This window comes from Rossellomorea sedimentorum (genome assembly GCF_046237645.1).
Classification (GTDB): domain Bacteria; phylum Bacillota; class Bacilli; order Bacillales; family Bacillaceae_B; genus Rossellomorea; species Rossellomorea sedimentorum.
The window spans coordinates 1299760-1319948 of sequence record NZ_CP143546.1; the positions used below are offsets into that span (position 1 = coordinate 1299760).

The window sequence follows — 20189 nt, forward strand, 5'->3', positions numbered from 1 at the left end:
ATCAGGGCGCTTCCACATTTGATGACAGGTGAGACCTAGTTTACGTACCCACCGGAACGTAACCCCCGGGGTCCGTACCCACCGGAACGGACCCTACCTACTGAGGAGGCTCAACGCCCGCCCCGCGGAGTAGCGCACCTGTAGCGGAAATCCACGAATTCATTCAAATAGCAACAATATTTACGTAAAGAGATTATTAAAAAACTTTAATGAATCCGTTGCCGCTCTAAGTTATATAACCATATCTAATTATAGACAATTCAAAATGAAAATCAAAAAATTCTGTTTTTTACTTGAGAAGGGAAAGTGGTGGTGTTATGTTTAAAGGTGTGATAGAGTGGTATGTGTTTTCTAGTTAGAATTCCTTCCAGACAGATGCTGATTATCCCATCTTCTGAAAGGATAGAAAAAAGGATAATGTGAAAGATAAGAAAGAATGAAGTGATGAAAGGAGAGACGGTCAATGTCTCAGCTTCTGGGAATCATTCAGCGCTTAAAATCATTGCAGGATGGTACAGATACAGGTGAAACTCAACAGCGATTTTTTGAAGTGAATGGTAAAAAACTTTGTCAGGTAAAGTATTTTTCTAATACAGATACATTTGAATTAGAAGTATACACTGATGATAAGAAAGCCAACAAATATCCATTCGATGATATCGATATCACGGCTATTGAAATCTTTGAACTGCTTCAAGAAGAAAAAGAAAATTCACAGTAATATCCCTGCAAGGGACAAGCTGCAAAAAAAGAAAGTGATCACAAAATAATGTGATGACTTTCTTTTTTTATGGGGCTTTTCTAAAACTTTGTTGCTATTTACTATAAAGTTCCTGAGATATAGCGACAATTCATAGAAATTATCCTGGTAAATAAGAGAGAAAAGAGCTAATCACCTTATTCAGTGGGATAAGCCTTTGTACCTGTTGGGAAAATCCGGCCCCTTTGGATTTTTCCAATAGCAACAATCTATACGAATACAGCCTTTTTTATTTGAGGTCTTAGAACCAGTGAACCAAAAGGACAGGCTGATGTATTCCGGCCTAGAGAGAAGGGCACAAGGAATAGAATCCTTTTTTCTGACAGACATTAAAAATGAGGTGTTGATTATGAATAAACATAAAAATCCTAAGATTGTCTGTCCGGAATGCAGGAAGGAACAAGACATTGAACGTGTGCTCACAGCCTTATCAAATCAAAATGTTATGTATGACTGCCCTTTTTGCCAATATCACCAACACAACATCATGACAAAAAAAGGGTAAGCGGTTTCTTTGCCCCCGCCATGTTTACAAAAGTATGATACAATTAAAGTCGGCTTACATGGAGACTTTCATGAACTCTGAAGGTCAATTCTATGCGAAGTGCAGAAGATCATGAAGCCGGCTTTTATCTACGAGAGTGAGGGGTTAAAAATGTTTTCTTTATACAGCAAGGATTTCTTAGAAGCGAATATTGCCGACTTTATCATCCCGTCAGAAAAGGTAGCGCATGTACAAAAGACAAATACATTGGAACACGCACTGCTCGTCTTAACGAAAAGCGGTTATTCGTCCATTCCTGTACTCGACCCTCAATTCCGCCTGCAGGGGTTAATCAGCTCAAGTTTAATAACTGATTCAATTCTGGGTTTGGAGCATATCGAGTTTGATAAATTGGATAAAAAGAAGGTTGATGAAGTTATGGAAGTCGGCTTTCCGACAATTTCTCTTCAAACACAGTTTAAGAAAGCACTTGAGCTTTTGATTGATCGTCCGTTCTTGTGTGTGGTGGACGACGAAGGGTTTTTTGAGGGAATCATGACGAGAAGGGTAATTCTGAAACAACTCAACCGAAACTTACATAATGAAACATGATACAGAGCTCCCTTTCCGGGGGCTCTTATTACTGATGCCAGAACTGTCAGGAGAGGGGAATTGACATGGATGCTGAGCGTGGTTTAACTGGACAGGCTGCGCAAAGGACTAAAAGGCCTTTTGTTTTGGCAGCTGTCATGCTTGCTATGTTTATGGGAGCAATTGAGGCAACAATCGTATCGACAGCCATGCCTGCCATTGTTGGGGATCTCGGCGGATTTTCATTATACAGTTGGGTATTTTCAGCTTATCTGCTAATGAATGCTGTCACAGTCTTGATATATGGAAAACTGTCAGATTTATTTGGAAGAAAGCCGATCATCACCTTTGGAATTATATTGTTCATGACGGGGTCGATCCTTTGCGGTTTTTCCCAGTCGATGGAGCAGCTGATTGTCTTCAGGCTTATTCAAGGGTTCGGAGCGGGGGCTGTCCTGCCAATGGCAACTACCATTGTCGGTGATATTTATACAAAGGAGGAAAGGGCGAAGATACAAGGATATCTGTCGTCTGTCTGGGGAATCTCAGCCATAAGTGGTCCTGCTATTGGCGGCCTTCTTGTTGAATATGTCAGCTGGCATTATGTTTTTTGGATCAATGCACCCCTAGGAGTATTATCCATTGCCGCACTTTGGATGTTTCTACATGAAGATATCAATAAAGAGAAGCATAAGATCGATTATCCAGGGGCTATATTACTGACCATATCCATATCCACGCTGATGTTTATCTTAGTCGAGGGAGGGGTCCATATCCCTTGGGATTCACCACTGGCTCTTGGACTGCTGTCTGTCGCATTCATATTTTTTGTATTGTTTGTCTTCCATGAAAGAAGAGCCGCTGAACCCATGATGCCTTTTAGCATATGGAAGGAGCGCTCAATCTTTATCGCAAATATAGTCTCCCTGACCACCGGTGTCATGCTGATCGGAATTTCCAGCTTCCTCCCTGCCTTTGTACAGGGCGTCATGGAACGGAGTCCGACGGTGGCCGGCTTTACATTGACAACCATGTCGATTGGTTGGCCAATTGCAGCAACGGTGGCCGGCAGGCTGCTATTGAAAATAGGATATTATAAGACATCTTTATTGGGCGGCATCTCACTAATTATCGGCAGTATCTTTTTTGTCACCATGGGCGCTGATTCGGGTCCTGTGTGGGCTGCTGTCGGATCTTTCTTTATAGGTGCAGGTATGGGTTTGACTTCAACGTCATTTATCGTATCGATTCAGAGTACGGTTGAATGGAAGCAAAGAGGAATTGCCACGGCTGCCAATATGTTCATGAGAAGCATTGGAAGTTCACTTGGGGCTGCCTTGCTAGGGGGAATTCTCAACAGCTCAATCAAACAGTATTTGGAAAAAAAGGAAAACACCAATGCTGATATCGATGTAGTCAACATGCTCCTGGATGAAGAAAAACGATCGGCCCTGAGTACGCCTATGAGAGAAACCCTTCAGTCGGGGCTCACCTTCTCGCTTCATTGGGTTTATTCAGGTGTCTTGTTCTTTGCCCTACTAAGCTTGGCGCTTATTTTGTTCCTGCCAAGGAAGACCTGAAAGCCTCCCTTGACTAAGGGAGGCTTTTTAGTTGTTTTAGGAAAAAGAATCACCATTTGTGGATAACGTATAACAGTATTATCCGCGTCTAGCTTTAGTGTCCGAGGGTACGTACCCACTGGAACGTAACCCAGCCCTCGGGGACAATAACCTGAAGAGAATAAAATATTTCTCTTTGGAACATTTGCGCGTCGGGGCCAATTAGGGCGCTTTGGCTTTTATTCCTTTCCTATAAAAGCAATGAATACATAATCTTTAAAATGAGGATAAGTGTCATGGCATTGATCATCAGCTTAGCTGTTCTCAAAGGAACTCTACCTGCGAATCTAACTGCGGTTTGTGCTCCGATTATGCTTCCTAGACAAAATGCCAGTCCTGCCTGCCAAATAAAATGTCCGTTAAATAAATAGGCTAAAAAAGCGGCTGAACAAGAAACGAAGGTTTGAAATCTTGTAAAGGCGATAGATTTAAGGTAAGAGACTCCTTTATATAAAGCTGATTTCGTATAGATTGTTGCTATCGGAAAAATCCAAAGGGCCGGATTTTTCCCTTTGGTACAAGGGCTTTTCTCTCTGAAAGGGTGAATAGCTCTTTTCTTTCTTGCTGATCAAGATAATTTCTGTGAATTCTGGCCATATCTTTGAACTTAATAATAAATAGAAAAGAGCCTTATATAAAAAGGTATGCATCAACATGGTTGCCTGTCCGGGACCGAACATTCCATCATAAAAACCTATGGCAGTCAAGGAGGGACCAATCCCTCTAAGGCCGGTGGAAGGATTGTCAGCTGATTCTGAAGGTTTTCTTACGAAGCTGATAAAAAAGGCTGAAGTCAGTAAAAAGACAGCAATGAATTCCATGACTCTCTCTCGAAGCAAGCCGGCTGTAATCCCGCCTGCCAGTCCGCCTCCAAATGCAAATGGCAGGATGGATAGCGCTTCTCTCCACTTTATTTCTTTTTTCTTTAACAAATAGGAGAAGCTTGAAAATGAGCTGAGTGTATTGGAAAATTTGGCCACAGCTATGGCTGAGTGGACAGGCAGCCCTGCCAACAACATCACGGGCATCCCGATCAATCCCCCGCTCCCGGCAACTGTACCAATTAAAGATGTAAAGAATCCGGTCGCCAATAAAATGATAAACATGTAGACTCCCCTCTCTTTTGGAAGGTAGTAAAGAATGGTTAAAAGGTGCGACTGTTTTTTAATTTCTATATTTTTAGTTTATTTCTCCTAAGGTCATAATGAAATTACATTAAAATTAATCTATAATATAAGTAAAACTTATTGAAGGGATGTGAAGTCGGCCATGGCTTTCTCTGAATATCAATTAATGTCCGTCCTTGCACAAGAAATGAATATGAGGAAGGCGGCAGAAAGGCTCTTCGTTTCCCAACCTGCATTGTCTCAAAGATTGCAAAACATTGAAAAAGAGTGGGGAACAAAGCTGTTTATCAGATCTCAAAAAGGCTTGTCGCTGACGCCTGCGGGGGAACTTGTTGTGAAGCATTCACAGGAAATGCTTCATAAAGAAGAAAAGGTGAAGGAAGAAATTCAAGCCCTCCAGTCCCAGGTCCATGGAACCTTGAAGATTGCCTGTGCTTCCATTGTAGGACAAAACTGGCTCCCTCAAGTGTTAAAAAAGTTTGTCGATACCTATCCTCACGCAAAGATATCATTAATCACGGGTTGGAGCAGTGAGATCCTGGAAGCATTATATGAAGATGAGGTACATATAGGTATCATCAGGGGAACGGCAGATTGGAAAGGGCCTAAGTACCATTTGTTTACAGATAGGCTGTATCTTGTGGACAGGGAAATCCAGAAAGTGGAGGAGGTTCTGGAAACGGACCGCCCTTTCATTCAGTTTAAAAGTGATTCTAACTATTACCAGGAAATTCAGGACTGGTGGCACCGGCAGTTTCAGTCTGTTCCCAAAAGGACCATTGTGGTGGATCAAATTGAAACTTGTAAACAGATGACCTTTAATGGAATTGGCTATGCGATCCTGCCGGCGATTACATTGAACGGAGCAGAGGAAAACCTGTACAAGATTCCTTTGATGGATGAAAAGAAGGGCTCCATTCATAGAGATACATGGCTGCTCGGCTATGATTCTGCTTTTCAACTGAAGCAGGTGAAAGCCTTTGTAGAAGTAGTAGAGGAATTTTTAGAAGAAAATAGTAATTCAATTTTATAGCGAATTCTTGTCTTTTGTCCTTTAATTTGTTAAAGTGAATACTAGATTTCTGAATATATACATATTTTCTAGGGGGTTTTAGAATGAAGCAAATGGATGCAAATGAGATTATCTCATTTATTCAAAATAGTACGAAATCTACACCGGTTAAAGTTTATGTGAAAGGGAATCTTTCAGATATCAATTTTGGTGAAAATGCGAAAAGCTTCATCAATGGCGAATCAGGTGTTGTGTTCGGTGAGTGGGCTGAAATTTCACAAGCACTTGAAAGCAACAAAGATAACATTGAAGATTATGTGGTGGAAAATGACCGCCGCAATTCAGCTATCCCTCTGCTTGACTTGAAGGGGATTAAAGCACGGATTGAACCGGGTGCAATTATCCGTGACCAGGTAGAAATCGGTGATAATGCTGTAATCATGATGGGAGCTTCCATCAATATCGGTTCTGTGATTGGTGAAGGAACCATGATCGACATGAATGTTGTCCTTGGAGGACGTGCTACTGTCGGCAAAAACTGCCACATCGGAGCAGGTGCAGTACTTGCGGGTGTTATCGAGCCGCCTTCAGCGAAACCTGTTGTGGTAGAAGACGATGTAGTTGTAGGTGCCAATGCTGTCATCCTGGAAGGTGTGACGGTTGGTAAAGGTGCCGTTGTCGCTGCTGGTGCCATTGTAGTAGGAGACGTGCCGCCATACACTGTAGTGGCTGGAACTCCAGCTAAAGTCATTAAAGAAATCGATGAAAAAACCAAGTCTAAGACTGAAATCAAGCAAGAGTTAAGACAATTGTAAAGTCTTCATCCCCCGCACAAGGGAAGTGGATACAAAAGGACTGAAAGCCATCCGGCATCAGTCCTTTTATATAGGTAATTTAGGTGATTTAACTTTGGAGAAAGGAGCTGAATAGATGTCAGCTAAGAGTCCATTTATAGAAATAAGAAGAGAACTCCATAAGATTCCTGAATTGGGTTTTCAAGAACATAAAACCCAACACTATTTGCTCTCATATATCCAGACCCTCCCCCAAGAAAGGCTTGAAGTAAGAAAGTGGCGAACAGGCTTATTTGTCAGGGTGAACGGATTGGATCCGCAGAAATTAATAGGATATCGTACAGATATAGACGGTTTGCCTATAGAGGAAAATACTGGCCTTCCATTCCGTTCAGAACACCCTGGAAGGATGCATGCTTGCGGCCATGACTTTCATATGAGTATTGCTTTGGGGATTCTTACTCATTTTGTTCACAACCCAATACAAGATGACCTGTTGTTTATCTTTCAGCCTGCGGAAGAAGGTCCAGGCGGGGCTAAGCCGATGCTGGAAAGTGACACTATGAAAGAATGGAAGCCTGACTTTATCATCGGTCTCCATATTGCACCGGAATATGAAGTAGGTACAATTGCATTAAAAGAAGGTTTGCTGTTTGCCAATACATCTGAGCTATTTATTGACTTAAAGGGTAAAGGGGGCCATGCGGCATATCCTCATCATACGAAGGATATGGTCGTGGCAGCTTCTATGCTTGTCACTCAATTGCAGACGATTGTATCGAGGAATATCAATCCTCTGGATAGTGCAGTGGTAACAGTCGGGAAAATAACCGGCGGGACTGTCCAAAACATCATAGCTGAAACAGCAAGGCTTGAAGGAACAATCAGGACGTTATCGGCAGAGTCGATGATAAGCGTAAAAGAAAGGATCGAAGCGCTGGTTAAAGGAATTGAAGTCGGTTATGACTGTGAAGCTGTAATTGATTATGGCAGTATGTACCGCCAGGTCTATAATGATGAAAAAGCGACCAGCAGGTTTATAGATTATCTTAAAGAAAAACAGAATGTGAACCTGGTCATTTGTGAGGAAGCGATGACCGGCGAGGACTTTGGGTACATGCTTGAAGAAATACCTGGATTCATGTTCTGGCTCGGCGTTAGTTCTGACTTTGGACTCCATCACGCCATGCTTAACCCTGATGAAGGGGCTATCGAATTTGCCATATCTACTGTAACGGATTATATCAACACCTTATAATGAATGTTTGCTTGATAAGGGATATGCAGCCATTTTTTCTATTTAAAGCTAAAAAGACAGCTTCCGGAATTCCGGGAGCTGTCTTTCTGTTACTGTTCTTTCTTTTCAATATAAACCTGATGTGGGAATGGGATTTCAATACCGTTCTGATCAAGCGCTTCTTTAAGTGCCTTACGAAGCTTGCGTTCCACTCCCCATTGCTCCATGTTTCTGGTTTTCCCGATGACCCGGATGACAACATCAGAAGCACCAAGTGACTGGACACCGATAACGTTAGGTCCATCCACAATGTTCTCATCTTCTGCAGCAATTTTATCGCATACTTGTTGAAGAACCATAATGGCTTTATCAATATCATCGTCATAGGAAATCCCGATATCAACAAGCGCTCTCATGTTTCCTCTGGAATGGTTGCTCAGGCTTGTAATTTCCCTGTTAGGTACAAAATTCAATGTACCATCAAAACTGCGGATTTGTGTAGTCCGTAACCCAACAGCTTCGACGATCCCTGAAAAGCCTCCTGTTGACACATAATCACCGACATCGATTTGTTTTTCAAGTAAGATGAAAAAACCGGTCACGACATCGCTGACAAGACCCTGTGCTCCAAATCCAACCGCTAAGCCGATTATTCCGGCACCAGCGAGAATAGCTGTTACTTCGATGCCGAAAATTTGCAGTATCGTAACGAAGAAAATGAAAATCAAAACATAGGCAAATATGTTTTTTGCAAGGCTCTCCAATGTTTGAGCCCTGGCAGTAGATATGTTGTTCCGTTCTCCGTATTTGCTGAAAGCACGCTCGAGAACTTTGTTTCCGAAACCTTTTACTATTAAAAAGGCGATATAAATGGCAATGATCTGCAGAGCAGAAATACCAATTGTGATGAACAGGCCTGTCCAGTCAAAATCATAAATTCTTTCTGTAACTCCATTAAAGCCTAAGATATAGTCCATTAAGGTCATCCTTTCTATTTTTTAATATATGTACAAGCAAAAAGCCCTTATAAGTATATACATAATTACATTAGTGTTGTCAAAAAACTGAGCGTTTTATACACGCTTTTGGTGATGAGTGTAGTATGAGGAAACTGACTCTTTTTGGCACAGCAAAACGCAGGCTTCTGTTTATATGGAGTGCAGTAAAAGACCGAATATACGACTTGTATAGGAGTATGGGTCGGTCAAAAGGCTGATCTATTCATATAGGATACAAAGTAAAATAAATAGCATGTTATAGAAATTGCGGAAGGATTCATAAAAAAGCGAAAATTTCAATTAAAAAGGTGGAAATATATTTCGAAACCCGATATATTAAATAGTACGTGAATTTTTCGCATCAAAGAGAGGGGGATGAAAATGGAGACATTTAAAAAATTGAAACAGTTTTATTGGCCTTACAAGAAATTCTTTTTCACATCAATTGTATTTCTAATTGCAGTGACACTCATTACGGTGGTATATCCGATCATTTTGCAGCTGACGATTGATGAAGTGATTTTGCAGAGAGAATTTGAATGGGTGCCTTACCTGGCTTTTGGCTTCATTTTTATTATGGCCATTAAAGGGGTTGCGACTTATATACACCAATATAACGGAGACATGTTTGGTATTACGAGTGTATACAGGCTGCGTAACGAATTGTATGAAAAGCTTCAATACCTACCCTTCCGTTACTATGATAATGCAAAAACAGGTGACTTGATGTCCAGGCTTACAGCCGATGTTGAAGCTTTCCGGTTCTTTTTATCTTTCGGGATCTCTGAATTAATCCGGTTTGTCCTGTTGATAACCGTCAGTTTTGGCGTCATGTTCTATTATTCCCCATCATTGACATTTGTAACTTTGGCAACACTGCCATTCCTGGCTGTATCTGTTTATAAATTCGATAAAGCGGTGCACCCCGCTTTCAGGGGAATCAGGAAATCGTTTGGTAAATTAAATACAAATGTACAAGAGAATATCAGTGGAATAAATACCGTTAAATCACTGTCCAGGGAAGATTTCCAGATTAATAAATTCAATGCATCGAATGGTGACTATAAAGAAAAATACTTACTGACATCAGATGTGTGGGCGAAGTATTTTCCGTTAATGGAGTTTCTCGGAAATGTAAGTGTTGTCCTCCTGTTATCCTATGGCGGATTCCTCGTAATGGACAACAGTTTGGAACCTGGGGAGCTCGTGGCCTTCTATAGCCTGCTTTGGTATATCATCTGGCCGATCATGAACTTAGGTTTCACCATCAATCAGTTCTCTCAATCAAAAGCATCCGGCGAACGATTATTAGAGATTCTTGAGGCCCATGAAGATATCATTGATAAAGAAAATGCCATTCAGGCAGACAGATTAAAAGGCGAAGTGGAGTTCAAGAATGTCAGCTTAAGGTATACAGAAGATGACGAAGAAGCACTTGAAGGTATCTCCTTTAAGGCAGAACCCGGCAAAGTCATCGGCCTTATAGGCGGTACAGGTTCAGGCAAAACAAGTATCACGAATCTGCTGACTCGATTTTATGAACCTACCGAAGGTCAAGTGCTGGTTGACGGGAAACCGGTTGAAGATTATGCAATTAAATCATTAAGGAAGAATATCGGCTTTGTTCTTCAAGAGTCCTTTTTATTCTCTTCCACTATAAAGACCAACATTTCTTATGGCCGTCCTGAAGCGACAATGGAAGAAATCATTGATGCTGCGAAGAGAGCCCAGGCACATGACTTTATTGAAGAATTAGAAGATGGATACGATACAAAACTAGGTGAAAGGGGCCTTGGATTATCAGGGGGCCAGAAACAGCGAATTGCCATTGCCCGTGCAATTTGTACGGATCCGAGCATCTTGATCCTTGATGATGCGACTAGTGCCGTGGACATGGAAACGGAATTCAAAATTCAAAAAGGCTTTAAAGAAGTGATGGCTGACCGGACAACTTTCATCATTGCCCACCGTATTTCTTCTTTAAAACATGCCGATGAGATCCTGGTGCTTGATAATGGGAAGATTGTTGAGCGCGGTGTCCATGATTTCCTTATCACCAACAACGGACCTTACCAGCGGATATATGATATTCAATATAAAGACCAGAAGAAGATCCTCCAATCACAGCAAGGGTAGGTGAGATGATGAAAAATAAGGAAAAAGTAAACCAGAATATCTTAAAACGATTTTACTATTCAACGGACCAGGTAATCGATAAGCCATTTAACTGGGAACAGCTGTGGAGACTTCTAGGCTATTTAAAGCCCTATTCCAAGAGCCTCCTGCCTCTCTCGGTTATCATGGTATTAATTACAACCGGCGTACGATTGGTGATCCCGATATTAATCGGTGTCTATACGCTTGATAAAGCGATCATTGAAAGAGACACAAGCATGCTGACCACATTGATTATCAGTATAGCAGGTTTATATATTCTGAGTTACATAGCCAATGTGCTCAGAATAAGATGGATGAACATGCTCGGCCAGGGAGTCATTTATGACCTGAGAAAGCATTTGTTTTCACACGTGCAATGGCTGTCTCACAGGTTTTTTGACCAGCGCTCGGCTGGTTCCATCCTGGTGCGGATCATGAATGACATCAACTCCTTGCAGGAGCTCTTTACAAACGGAGTCATTAATCTGCTTATGGATATGATTCTTTTAATCGGGATTATCGTGATCTTATTCACACTGAGCCCGCCATTGACACTCGCAGTGCTTGTCATCCTGCCGATTATGTTCTTCATCTCTACAAGTCTGAGGAAGAAGATCAGAAGATCCTGGCAGATGGTGCGTCTTAAACAATCAAAACTTAATTCCCACTTGAACGAAAGTATCCAGGGAATCCGAGTAACGCAATCTTTTACACAGGAAAGAGAAAACATGGCTTTCTTTGATGGGGTCAATACAGAGAATTTTGACAGCTGGAGAAATGCGACCAGGAAGAGTGCAATGTTCCGGCCGCTTGTAGAATTAACTAATGCAGTTGGAACGGCAGTCTTGATCTGGTATGGTGCCACCTTGATTCAGGGAGATTCCATCACGCTCGGTGAATTCGTTTCATTTGCATTCTATCTTGGTATGTTCTGGGAACCAATTTCCCGCCTGGGAATGGTATATAACCAATTGTTAGTCGGTATGGCTTCATCAGAGAGAATTTTTGAGTTCCTCGATGAACAGCCTAATGTGGATGAAAAAACAAATGCTAAAGAGCTAAAAGAAATCAAGGGACATATCGAATTTAAAAATGTGGATTTTGCCTATGACAGCAAACGAAAAGCGCTGAACAATATCTCGCTGGAAATGAAGGCCGGGGAGACCGTTGCGCTGGTCGGCCATACCGGATCAGGAAAAACGACCATAGCCAACCTTGTCAGTCGTTTCTATGATCCTACAGGGGGCAAGGTCCTGATTGACGGTGATGACTTGAGAGACGTCTCTCTATCCAGTCTCAGAAGCCAGATCAGTATTGTCCTGCAGGATACATTCATTTTCTCAGGAACAATCAGGGAGAATATCCTGTTCGGGCGTCCGGATGCATCACACGAAGATGTGGAGGAAGCTGCCAAGGCAGTAGGTGCCCACGAATTTATTATGAGACTTCCAAAAGGGTATGATACAGAAGTCGAAGAACGAGGGAACATCCTATCTGTAGGGGAGCGTCAGCTTATTTCCTTCACAAGGGCGTTGCTCGCCGATCCAAGAATTATCATCCTGGATGAGGCAACAGCTTCTATCGATACTGAAACAGAAATGAAAATCCAGGAAGCCCTGAGAACGCTACTGAAAGGACGTACGGCCATCATGATAGCCCACAGGCTTTCTACAATTCGTGAAGCAGATAATATCTACGTGCTTGACCATGGAACGATCATCGAGCAAGGAAACCATGACGAACTAATGGATCAGCAGGGAGAATATTATCACTTGGTGAAAGCGCAATTTAAGATGCTGGAAGTCATTTAGTGAACAGAACCGCTCTTTTATAAGGGCGGTTTTTGTTTTGGTTCGGGTGAAGGTATGAAGCGTGCGTATGTTTGAATATAATTTTTCGTCCATCCATCTCTTCGGGTTAGGATTTAAAGGAATTGTGTGCGATGAAGGAAGGGAGCGTGCGTATATTAAATGAACCGGTTTGACCTCTTTATTCTTCAGGAAATCTCCTAGTGTAGTAGGAATGAGAAGTCGCTTTACCATTGCAGTAAAAAATGATGTCATTAATTTAGAAGGAAGCAGCATTTTTCCGGCTCCAGTTCCCTATATTGTAGAAAAAGAGAGGGATTGGTGCATCAAAGTCGGTTTGAGCTCCAAATGATGTAGGAAAAGAGAGGGGATTGGTACATCAAAGTCGGTTTGAACTCCAATGATGTAGGAAAAGAGAGGGGATTGGTGCATCAAAGTCGGTACCCGCTCTAGATGATGTAGGAAAAGAGAGGGGATTGGTGCATCAAAGTCGGTTTGAGCTCCAAATGATCTAGGAAAAGAGAGGGGATTGGTGCATCAAAGTCGGTACCCGCTCAAGATGATGTAGGAAAAGAGAGGGGATTGGTGCATCAAAGTCCGTACCCGCTCCAAATGATGTAGGAAAAGAGAGTGGATTGGTACATCATCCTATGCACGTCCGCAAAATTCCAACTTCATTATTGAGATGATGGTGTAGATTTATACTCAATTGACACTATGCCACCTTAGGAGATAAAAAAGAAGAAAGAGTAATCTCAAAAGGGGGGAAAAACCTAATACTTCATTCCTTTTAAATGCTCAATACTTCACAAACTTATTCAAAGGTTTTATAATGAGGAAAAAGTGATACTTATAAGTATAGTAGATTAATAGGGGGGAAATGTATGGAGCTGGATAGTGTCATTTTGAGCAGAATGCTCACATCAGTGACCTTGGCATTTCATATTATCTTTGCAACCATCGGTGTAGGAATACCAGTCATGATTTCCATTGCCGAGTTCATGGGAATAAAGAGAAATGATGGACACTACATATTATTGGCAAGGAGATGGGCGAGAGGATTCACGATTACGGTTGCGGTCGGGGTCGTCACCGGGACAGCAATCGGCCTGCAGTTATCACTGCTGTGGCCGACCTTCATGCAGGTGGCTGGCCAGGTGATTGCGCTGCCTTTATTCATGGAGACATTCGCCTTTTTCTTTGAAGCAATCTTTTTGGGGATTTATTTATATACTTGGGACCGCTTCAAGAACAGGATGGTCCATTGGTTATTGACTATCCCAATAATGATTGGATCTTCGGCATCCGCATTATTCATTACAATGGTCAATGCATTTATGAATACTCCTCAGGGGTTTGAGTTATCCGGAGGAAAAGCGGTCAATATCGATCCGATCGCAGCCATGTTCAATCCTGCTACACCCACTAAGGTGTTTCATGTTTTGACATCAGCATATTTAACGTCAGCACTGGTCCTCGCCGCCATTACGGCCTTCTTCATTTTAAAAAACAAAGGAAGCGCTTATCACAGAAAAGCGCTTCGTCTGACAATGGTCTGCGGGTTGATTTTTTCAGTGGGAACAGCAGTTGCAGGAGATGTATCAGCAAAGTTTCTGGCGGAATATCAGCCTGAAAAACTGGCAGCTGCGGAGTGGCATTTTGAAACAGAAAGCAATGCCGATCTGATAATCTTTGGAACACTGGATGAAAACAATGAGATTCATAATGAAATCAGGATCCCAGGCTTTCTGAGTTTCCTGGCAGGGAACTCTTTTGATACAGAAGTAATCGGGCTTGAGGAGTTTCCTGAAGATGAACTGCCTCCATTGTTTGTTCATTATTTATTCGATTCCATGGTTTCAATCGGCTTGTTTACGTTATTTATCACATCACTGTTTATTCTCTTTTGGAAATGGAAGAAGCGGAATGAATGGAATAAGCCGCTATTATGGGGAATTGTCGCCAGTGGACCGCTATCTATGCTTGCCATTGAATTTGGCTGGATATATGCCGAGGTTGGAAGGCAGCCATGGATCCTTCGGGGGTATATGAAAGTTGCAGAAGCGGCGACAAAAGCAGATGGAGTGGGTCTGACATTTGTACTCTTTGTAATCTTGTATATCATCCTCGCGATATTCTGTGTAATGGTATTGATAAAGATGTTTAAAAATAAACCGCCCGAAATTGAATATGAACAAAGGTTTGCCAGCGGGAAACTTCAATAGATCCTTTGACGGACCTTATAGTCGCTGAGGAGATATGGAACAGGAGGGAGACAGGTGAGTTTAGAGGTATTAGGGATTACCGTACTATGGGTATTTCTTTACGGTTATCTGATTGTAGCTTCCATTGACTTTGGTGCAGGGTTTTTTGCCTTCTATGCAAAGGTCGCCAATAAGAAGCATACGGTCAATGATTTGATCAGTAGATATTTATCTCCAGTTTGGGAGGTAACAAATGTATTTTTTGTGTTTTTCTTTGTAGGGCTTGTGGGGTTTTTCCCTGATACAGCCTACTATTATGGAACGGCCCTGCTGCTGCCGGGCAGTGTGGCCCTGATCTTGCTTGCAATCAGGGGGGCTTTTTATGCATTTGGCAATTATGGCTCAAAAGATAATGTTTTTTTCCTATTCCTTTATGGTGCGACAGGGCTGTTGATCCCGGCATCCTTATCTACAGCACTGACAATTTCCGAAGGAGGTTTTCTTCAAGAAACAGAAGAAAAGGTAGTTTTTCTGGCCGGAGAGCTCTTTACGAGTCTCTATTCTTGGAGTGTGGTTGTCCTGGCAATCGTATCAGTTCTCTTTATATCTGCCTCATTTTTAACCTATTATGCAGACAGGGCAAATGATACAGATGCCAGGGGAATCGTCAGGAAATTCGCTTTGTTTTGGAGTCCGCCGACAATCCTGGCCAGCCTGCTTGTTTTTATTGGGCTAAGAGAGCATAATCCCGAACATTTTCAGAAGGCACTCGACATTTGGTGGATGTTCGGTCTGTCACTGTTATTCTTCTTGATTGCCTCTTGGCTTATATATAAGCAGAAGAAATTTGGGACTGCGTTCATCATGGTGATGCTTCAATTCTTTTTTGCCTTTTTTGGATACGGCGCGTCCCATTTGCCGTTCATATTAAAACCTTTCATCACGATCGAAAGCAGTGTCACCAGTCCTGTTATGGGTACAGCACTTGTGGTGGTCTTTATAGCAGGCTTGTTTCTGCTCATCCCGTCTTTAATCCTGCTCATGAGACTTTTTCTTTTCGATGCGGACTATGTTAAAGGAAACAAATAATCTAATAGTTCCAAATTTATGCTAAAATGAGTTCATAAGTATCTCGTATGGTGGGGGAGTTTCAGTGAAAAAAGAGTTTGTAGTTATAGGATTAGGGCGTTTTGGGGGAAGTATTGTCCGCTCCCTTGCAGAACAGAATTTAGAGGTTATGGCGATTGATAAAGAAGAGGATAAAGTGAATCAGTTTGCTTCGATCGCCTCACATGCTGTTGTGGCGGATACGACGGATGAATCAGTACTGAAAAGCCTGGGGATTCGGAATTTTGACCATGTAATAGTGGCTATCGGGGATGATATCCAGTCTAGTATCCTTACAACACTGATGCTGAAAGAAATCGGCGTCAGCAATATTACGGTTAAAGCCCAAAACGATTATCATGAAAAAGTTCTAAGGAAGATAGGGGCCAATCATGTAGTCCATCCTGAGAGAGACATGGGCAGGCGGATTGCGCACAATATTGTTTCCAACAATGTTCTGGATTATCTTGAGCTCTCAGACGAGCATTCCATCGTGGAGATTGTGGCGAATGAACATATAAATGGCCATACGATAATCGATCTCGATATACGTGCCAAGTATGGGATAAATATCGTGGCCATCAAAAGAGGAAAAGACATTCTGGTGTCCCCGCAGGCAGATGAACAATTGCGTACAGGGGATATCCTTATCGTCATCGGAGCTGATTCCGATATTACACGTTTCGAAAAAAAGGTAATGGCTTAATATAAAGCGGAAGCGGCCGCTCAGCGACGTACGGATTGAAGGGCTCCTGCATGAGATAAAGGAAACACGGAGAACATCGTGAGCCGATGTTGACTTATCGCAAGGAAGGAGTCCGAAATCTGCTAGTCGCTGGCCGCTGGAGCTGGATTGAATATAAAGCGGAAGCGGCCGCTCAGCGACGTACGGATTGAAGGGCTCCTGCATGAGATAAAGGAAACACGGCGAACATCGTGAGCGAATGTTAGTTATTGACAACTAAATACAGTAAAAAAAGCAGGCTGGATAACAATCCAGCCTGCTTTTTTTCTATCTACTATTACACTTCCATGATGATCGGCAAGATCATAGGACGGCGCTTGGTTTTTTCATATAGGAATGGAGCTAATGTGTCAGTGATTTCGTTTTTGATCTCTGACCACTGGCTTGTCCTGCGCTCAAGAAGTTTACTTAAATGTTTGCTGATGATATTCTGAGCCTCGTTAATCAGATCGCCGGATTCTCTCATGTAGACAAACCCTCTGGAGATAATGTCTGGGCCGGAAGCGATCTTGAAGTCACTCATGTTGATGCTGACGACAACGATGACCAATCCTTCTTCTGAAAGGATTCTTCTATCACGAAGAACGATATTTCCGATATCACCGATACCGCTTCCGTCAATGTAGACCGAACCGGATGGGATCTTTCCTGCTACCTGCGCTGTATCGTTGCCAAGAGCCAGGACTTCACCGTTATCCATAATGAAGCAGTTTTCAGGTTCGACTCCACAGTCTACGGCTAATTGAGTATGCATCTTCTGCATTCTGAATTCACCGTGAATCGGCATGAAGTATTTAGGTTTAATAAGCCTTAGCATTAATTTCTGCTCTTCCTGACTTCCGTGGCCTGAAGTGTGAATATCGTTCAGAGAGCCATGGATGACATCTGCACCGGCGCGATACAGCATATTGATTGTACGATTGACACTGATCGTATTTCCTGGAATAGGAGAGGACGAAAAGATAACCGTATCTCCCGGGTGAATTTGAATCTGTCTGTGTGTTCCGTTTGCAATTCTGGATAGAGCAGCCATCGGTTCTCCCTGGCTTCCTGTACAAAGGATTGTCACTTCATTGGCAGGCAGTCGATTGATTTGGCTGGAGTCAATGAAAGTATCCTTTGGAGCCTGGATATAACCCAAGTCTTGGCCGATCGCAATGTTATTTTCCATGCTTCGCCCAAATACAGCGACCTTTCGTCCGTGCATGACCGCGGCCTCAATCACTTGCTGCAAGCGGTAGATATTTGAAGCGAAGGTAGCGAATATGACCCGTCCCTCAACTTTTCGGAAGATATCATTAATGCTTTCACCGACTTTACGTTCTGACATTGTAAAGTTAGGTACCTCACTATTGGTACTGTCGGAAAGAAGGCAAAGGACTCCCTCTTTTCCGATCTCAGCCATCTTCGTCAAGTTGGCAGGCTCGCCAACAGGCGTGAAATCGAATTTAAAGTCACCTGTATGCACCACATTTCCAGGAGGCGTCTTAACAACAACACCATAGGAATCCGGAATGCTGTGTGTGGTCCTGAAGAAGCTTACTGCTGTTTTTCTGAATTTGATCACATCATCTTCCTGAATGATGTTTAATTTAGCTGATCTTAGCAATCCATGCTCTTCAAGCTTATTCTTCAGTAATCCGATAGCAAGCTTTCCACCATAGATAGGAATATTAATCTGTCTTAAAAGATATGGAATCCCGCCAATATGGTCTTCGTGGCCGTGGGTGATGAAAAGGCCTTTGATTTTATCAGCGTTTTTCACTAGGTACGTATAATCAGGAATCACATAATCGATTCCTAACAATTCATCTTCCGGAAACTTAATCCCGGCATCAATTAAAACTATTTCGTCCTGAAATTGTACACCATAAGTATTTTTGCCGATTTCGCCCAAACCGCCAAGTGCGAATACAGCTGTCTGATCATTTTTCACAAATTTCATAACTTATCAGCTCTCCACCTGGAAGTTTTCGGATTGTTTCTCATATTCAAGATGGGAATCATCTAGTAATTGGACGAATTCAATATTATACGGTTTATCTTTCAATTTCAGGCGGACATCACGTTCTGAATCTGCTTCTACATACAGGGTCATTGTGCATTCCCGCACAGGGACTTCCTGTTTACTTTCCTGATAGTAGACTTTGTAAATCATTTTTCTCTCTCCTTATCCGTTTTCAAAATGTAACTTTTTCTATTATATAAAAAGTTTTAAAAGTTTTCATGCATTCAACATAAGAACAGCCCTGTATGTATAAATGCTAACTAGTATCTTGAAGAAAACCGGCTTCTCCGTGCACCGGATTCTATACTAACAATAAACAAAGAATAGCCCTCCTAAACGTGAGGGCCGGCACATTTAAGCGATTGTTTTTTTTCTGAGTACATCCTTCCATTGTTTCAAGAGCTTCTTTCTAAGCTTCTTAAACATCTGGATCACTCCTTATTAGTAGTTTACCTAGATTTGGTCTTAAAGTAAAGTTTACCCGATGTCCGCTGTCTCTTTTTCGATATTAGTATATGGAATATTTGACAGTTTTTACGTGGATAAGATTGGAAAAGCCAGGCTGCTTTCGGGTTAATAGTTTGGTAATACGCCGTTTATCCCCTTTATTCTACCGTTTTGCCTTATCCATCAATGACTGATATCCATTGACTTTTAAAATAGGGAAGAGTAAGTTAATGGGGGAAATGAGTGGCAAATGCTTTTATTTTTAACCAGTATGAAATTAGCCATTAGTAAAAAGGAGCTGGTAACATGTCAAAAATCGTCTTTTTTGATATAGATGGAACACTGCTTGATCATGATAAAAAGCTGCCTGATGCAACGAAGAAGGCCATCAGACAGCTTCAGGAGAACGGTACATATGTTGCAATTGCAACTGGGCGGGCACCTTTTATGTATGAAGGGCTGAGAGAGGAGCTTGGCATCGAATCCTTCGTTTCATTTAATGGGCAGTATGTTGTTTTCGAGAACGAAGTAATTTACAAGAATCCATTGAACAGAGATGAACTTGTAACGCTGTTGGATCTGGCAGGGGAAAATAATCATCCTGTAGTTCATTTGAATGAAAAAACCATGAAGGCCAATATCCATCATCATCCGTTTATTGAAGAAAGTATGGGAAGCTTAAAATTTCCTCATCCTGATTTTCAGCCGGACTTTTACAGCGATAAAGAGATTTATCAATCCCTGCTGTTTTGCCGGGATACGGACGAATCCCTCTATAGGGAAAAGTTTTCGAAGTTTAATTTTATCCGTTGGCATGAATATTCCATGGATATTCTTCCAAGCGGCGGTTCCAAGGCAGAAGGAATTAAGAAGATGATAGAGAAGCTTGGGTTTGATATCGGGGAAGTGTACGCATTCGGCGACGGATTGAATGATATTGAAATGATAGAGGCGGTAGGCACAGGCGTAGCAATGGGCAACGCCGTACAAGAAGTGAAAGAGCATGCGAACCTTATCACCAAACCGGTGGATGAGGATGGAATCTATCATGGTCTCAAAGAACTGTCACTAATTTAATGTTTAAAATCAAG

At 42.0% G+C, this 20189-nt stretch carries 18 protein-coding genes; 13 read left to right on the forward strand and 5 right to left on the reverse strand.

Annotated elements, in window-relative coordinates; all coding sequences use genetic code 11:
* Nucleotides 1-463 precede the first annotated feature (463 nt).
* The 4 genes from V1502_RS06370 (at nt 464) to V1502_RS06385 (ending at nt 3415) form a co-directional block, all read left to right on the forward strand.
* Nucleotides 464-721 (forward strand): YkuJ family protein, encoded by a 258-nt coding sequence (locus tag V1502_RS06370; protein WP_006836370.1) that lies wholly within the window; start codon nt 464-466, stop codon nt 719-721.
* A gap of 388 nt (nt 722-1109) precedes the next feature.
* The gene (locus V1502_RS06375; RefSeq protein ID WP_409253530.1) at nt 1110-1265 is read left to right on the forward strand and encodes a hypothetical protein; all 156 of its coding nucleotides are present in this window, start codon (nt 1110-1112) and stop codon (nt 1263-1265) included.
* Between the two features lie 150 nt (nt 1266-1415).
* Entirely contained in the window at nt 1416-1856 is a 441-nt protein-coding gene (cbpB, locus tag V1502_RS06380; protein ID WP_409253531.1) for a cyclic-di-AMP-binding protein CbpB, read from the forward strand.
* A gap of 65 nt (nt 1857-1921) precedes the next feature.
* Nucleotides 1922-3415 carry an MDR family MFS transporter gene (locus tag V1502_RS06385; protein ID WP_409253532.1) on the forward strand — a complete coding sequence of 498 codons (1494 nt, stop codon included), beginning with the start codon at nt 1922-1924 and terminating at the stop codon, nt 3413-3415.
* A 229-nt stretch (nt 3416-3644) separates the two neighbouring features.
* Here the strand turns inward: V1502_RS06385 and V1502_RS06390 are convergent, their stop codons facing one another.
* Together V1502_RS06390 and V1502_RS06395 are read right to left on the reverse strand one after the other, a co-directional pair.
* On the reverse strand, nt 3645-4001 hold the full coding sequence (locus V1502_RS06390) for a TSUP family transporter (protein ID WP_409254294.1): 357 nt from the start codon (nt 3999-4001) through the stop codon (nt 3645-3647).
* Complete coding sequence (locus tag V1502_RS06395) at nt 3901-4560, reverse strand: sulfite exporter TauE/SafE family protein (RefSeq protein ID WP_409253533.1); 660 nt, start codon at nt 4558-4560, stop codon at nt 3901-3903. Before V1502_RS06395 ends, V1502_RS06390 begins: the two co-directional genes overlap by 101 nt.
* Nucleotides 4561-4723: 163 nt before the next feature.
* Between V1502_RS06395 and V1502_RS06400 the strand changes: the two genes are divergently transcribed.
* The 3 genes from V1502_RS06400 (at nt 4724) to V1502_RS06410 (ending at nt 7645) form a co-directional block, all read left to right on the forward strand.
* Complete coding sequence (locus V1502_RS06400) at nt 4724-5614, forward strand: LysR family transcriptional regulator (protein ID WP_409253534.1); 891 nt, start codon at nt 4724-4726, stop codon at nt 5612-5614.
* An 83-nt stretch (nt 5615-5697) separates the two neighbouring features.
* On the forward strand, nt 5698-6408 hold the full coding sequence (gene dapD / locus V1502_RS06405) for a 2,3,4,5-tetrahydropyridine-2,6-dicarboxylate N-acetyltransferase (protein WP_409253535.1): 711 nt from the start codon (nt 5698-5700) through the stop codon (nt 6406-6408).
* A 115-nt stretch (nt 6409-6523) separates the two neighbouring features.
* Complete coding sequence (locus tag V1502_RS06410) at nt 6524-7645, forward strand: N-acetyldiaminopimelate deacetylase (protein WP_409253536.1); 1122 nt, start codon at nt 6524-6526, stop codon at nt 7643-7645.
* A gap of 89 nt (nt 7646-7734) precedes the next feature.
* Here the strand turns inward: V1502_RS06410 and V1502_RS06415 are convergent, their stop codons facing one another.
* Complete coding sequence (locus tag V1502_RS06415; RefSeq protein ID WP_409253537.1) at nt 7735-8601, reverse strand: mechanosensitive ion channel family protein; 867 nt, start codon at nt 8599-8601, stop codon at nt 7735-7737.
* 402 nt (nt 8602-9003) lie between these two features.
* On the opposite strand from V1502_RS06415, the gene V1502_RS06420 reads away from it, so the two are divergent.
* From V1502_RS06420 to V1502_RS06440, 5 genes are all read left to right on the forward strand, one after another.
* Complete coding sequence (locus V1502_RS06420) at nt 9004-10758, forward strand: ABC transporter ATP-binding protein (RefSeq protein ID WP_409253538.1); 1755 nt, start codon at nt 9004-9006, stop codon at nt 10756-10758.
* Nucleotides 10759-10763: 5 nt separating this feature from the next.
* Nucleotides 10764-12590 (forward strand): ABC transporter ATP-binding protein, encoded by a 1827-nt coding sequence (locus tag V1502_RS06425; RefSeq protein WP_409253539.1) that lies wholly within the window; start codon nt 10764-10766, stop codon nt 12588-12590.
* A gap of 881 nt (nt 12591-13471) precedes the next feature.
* Nucleotides 13472-14812, forward strand: a complete 1341-nt coding sequence (locus V1502_RS06430; protein WP_409253540.1) for a cytochrome ubiquinol oxidase subunit I — start codon at nt 13472-13474, stop codon at nt 14810-14812.
* Nucleotides 14813-14866: 54 nt separating this feature from the next.
* Nucleotides 14867-15880 (forward strand): cytochrome d ubiquinol oxidase subunit II, encoded by a 1014-nt coding sequence (locus tag V1502_RS06435; RefSeq protein WP_409253541.1) that lies wholly within the window; start codon nt 14867-14869, stop codon nt 15878-15880.
* A gap of 64 nt (nt 15881-15944) precedes the next feature.
* Nucleotides 15945-16604 carry a potassium channel family protein gene (locus V1502_RS06440; protein ID WP_409253542.1) on the forward strand — a complete coding sequence of 220 codons (660 nt, stop codon included), beginning with the start codon at nt 15945-15947 and terminating at the stop codon, nt 16602-16604.
* 316 nt (nt 16605-16920) lie between these two features.
* On the opposite strand, the gene rnjA is transcribed toward V1502_RS06440, so the two are convergent.
* Nucleotides 16921-18588, reverse strand: a complete 1668-nt coding sequence (rnjA, locus tag V1502_RS06445) for a ribonuclease J1 (RefSeq protein WP_409253543.1) — start codon at nt 18586-18588, stop codon at nt 16921-16923.
* Nucleotides 18589-18594: 6 nt separating this feature from the next.
* Entirely contained in the window at nt 18595-18801 is a 207-nt protein-coding gene (locus V1502_RS06450) for a DNA-dependent RNA polymerase subunit epsilon (RefSeq protein ID WP_409253544.1), read from the reverse strand.
* A gap of 603 nt (nt 18802-19404) precedes the next feature.
* On the opposite strand from V1502_RS06450, the gene V1502_RS06455 reads away from it, so the two are divergent.
* The gene (locus V1502_RS06455) at nt 19405-20175 is read left to right on the forward strand and encodes a Cof-type HAD-IIB family hydrolase (RefSeq protein ID WP_409253545.1); all 771 of its coding nucleotides are present in this window, start codon (nt 19405-19407) and stop codon (nt 20173-20175) included.
* Nucleotides 20176-20189: the final 14 nt, after the last annotated feature.

What these genes read in the sequence shown, in the direction of transcription:
- V1502_RS06370 (WP_006836370.1), top strand. Translation starts at nt 464, where the DNA reads ATGTCTCAGCTTCTGGGAATCATTCAGCGCTTAAAATCATTGCAGGAT.
- V1502_RS06375 (WP_409253530.1), top strand. Translation starts at nt 1,110, where the DNA reads ATGAATAAACATAAAAATCCTAAGATTGTCTGTCCGGAATGCAGGAAG.
- cbpB (WP_409253531.1), top strand. Translation starts at nt 1,416, where the DNA reads ATGTTTTCTTTATACAGCAAGGATTTCTTAGAAGCGAATATTGCCGAC.
- V1502_RS06385 (WP_409253532.1), top strand. Translation starts at nt 1,922, where the DNA reads ATGGATGCTGAGCGTGGTTTAACTGGACAGGCTGCGCAAAGGACTAAA.
- V1502_RS06395 (WP_409253533.1), bottom strand. Translation starts at nt 4,560, where the DNA reads ATGTTTATCATTTTATTGGCGACCGGATTCTTTACATCTTTAATTGGT.
- V1502_RS06400 (WP_409253534.1), top strand. Translation starts at nt 4,724, where the DNA reads ATGGCTTTCTCTGAATATCAATTAATGTCCGTCCTTGCACAAGAAATG.
- dapD (WP_409253535.1), top strand. Translation starts at nt 5,698, where the DNA reads ATGAAGCAAATGGATGCAAATGAGATTATCTCATTTATTCAAAATAGT.
- V1502_RS06410 (WP_409253536.1), top strand. Translation starts at nt 6,524, where the DNA reads ATGTCAGCTAAGAGTCCATTTATAGAAATAAGAAGAGAACTCCATAAG.
- V1502_RS06415 (WP_409253537.1), bottom strand. Translation starts at nt 8,601, where the DNA reads ATGGACTATATCTTAGGCTTTAATGGAGTTACAGAAAGAATTTATGAT.
- V1502_RS06420 (WP_409253538.1), top strand. Translation starts at nt 9,004, where the DNA reads ATGGAGACATTTAAAAAATTGAAACAGTTTTATTGGCCTTACAAGAAA.
- V1502_RS06425 (WP_409253539.1), top strand. Translation starts at nt 10,764, where the DNA reads ATGATGAAAAATAAGGAAAAAGTAAACCAGAATATCTTAAAACGATTT.
- V1502_RS06430 (WP_409253540.1), top strand. Translation starts at nt 13,472, where the DNA reads ATGGAGCTGGATAGTGTCATTTTGAGCAGAATGCTCACATCAGTGACC.
- rnjA (WP_409253543.1), bottom strand. Translation starts at nt 18,588, where the DNA reads ATGAAATTTGTGAAAAATGATCAGACAGCTGTATTCGCACTTGGCGGT.
- V1502_RS06450 (WP_409253544.1), bottom strand. Translation starts at nt 18,801, where the DNA reads ATGATTTACAAAGTCTACTATCAGGAAAGTAAACAGGAAGTCCCTGTG.
- V1502_RS06455 (WP_409253545.1), top strand. Translation starts at nt 19,405, where the DNA reads ATGTCAAAAATCGTCTTTTTTGATATAGATGGAACACTGCTTGATCAT.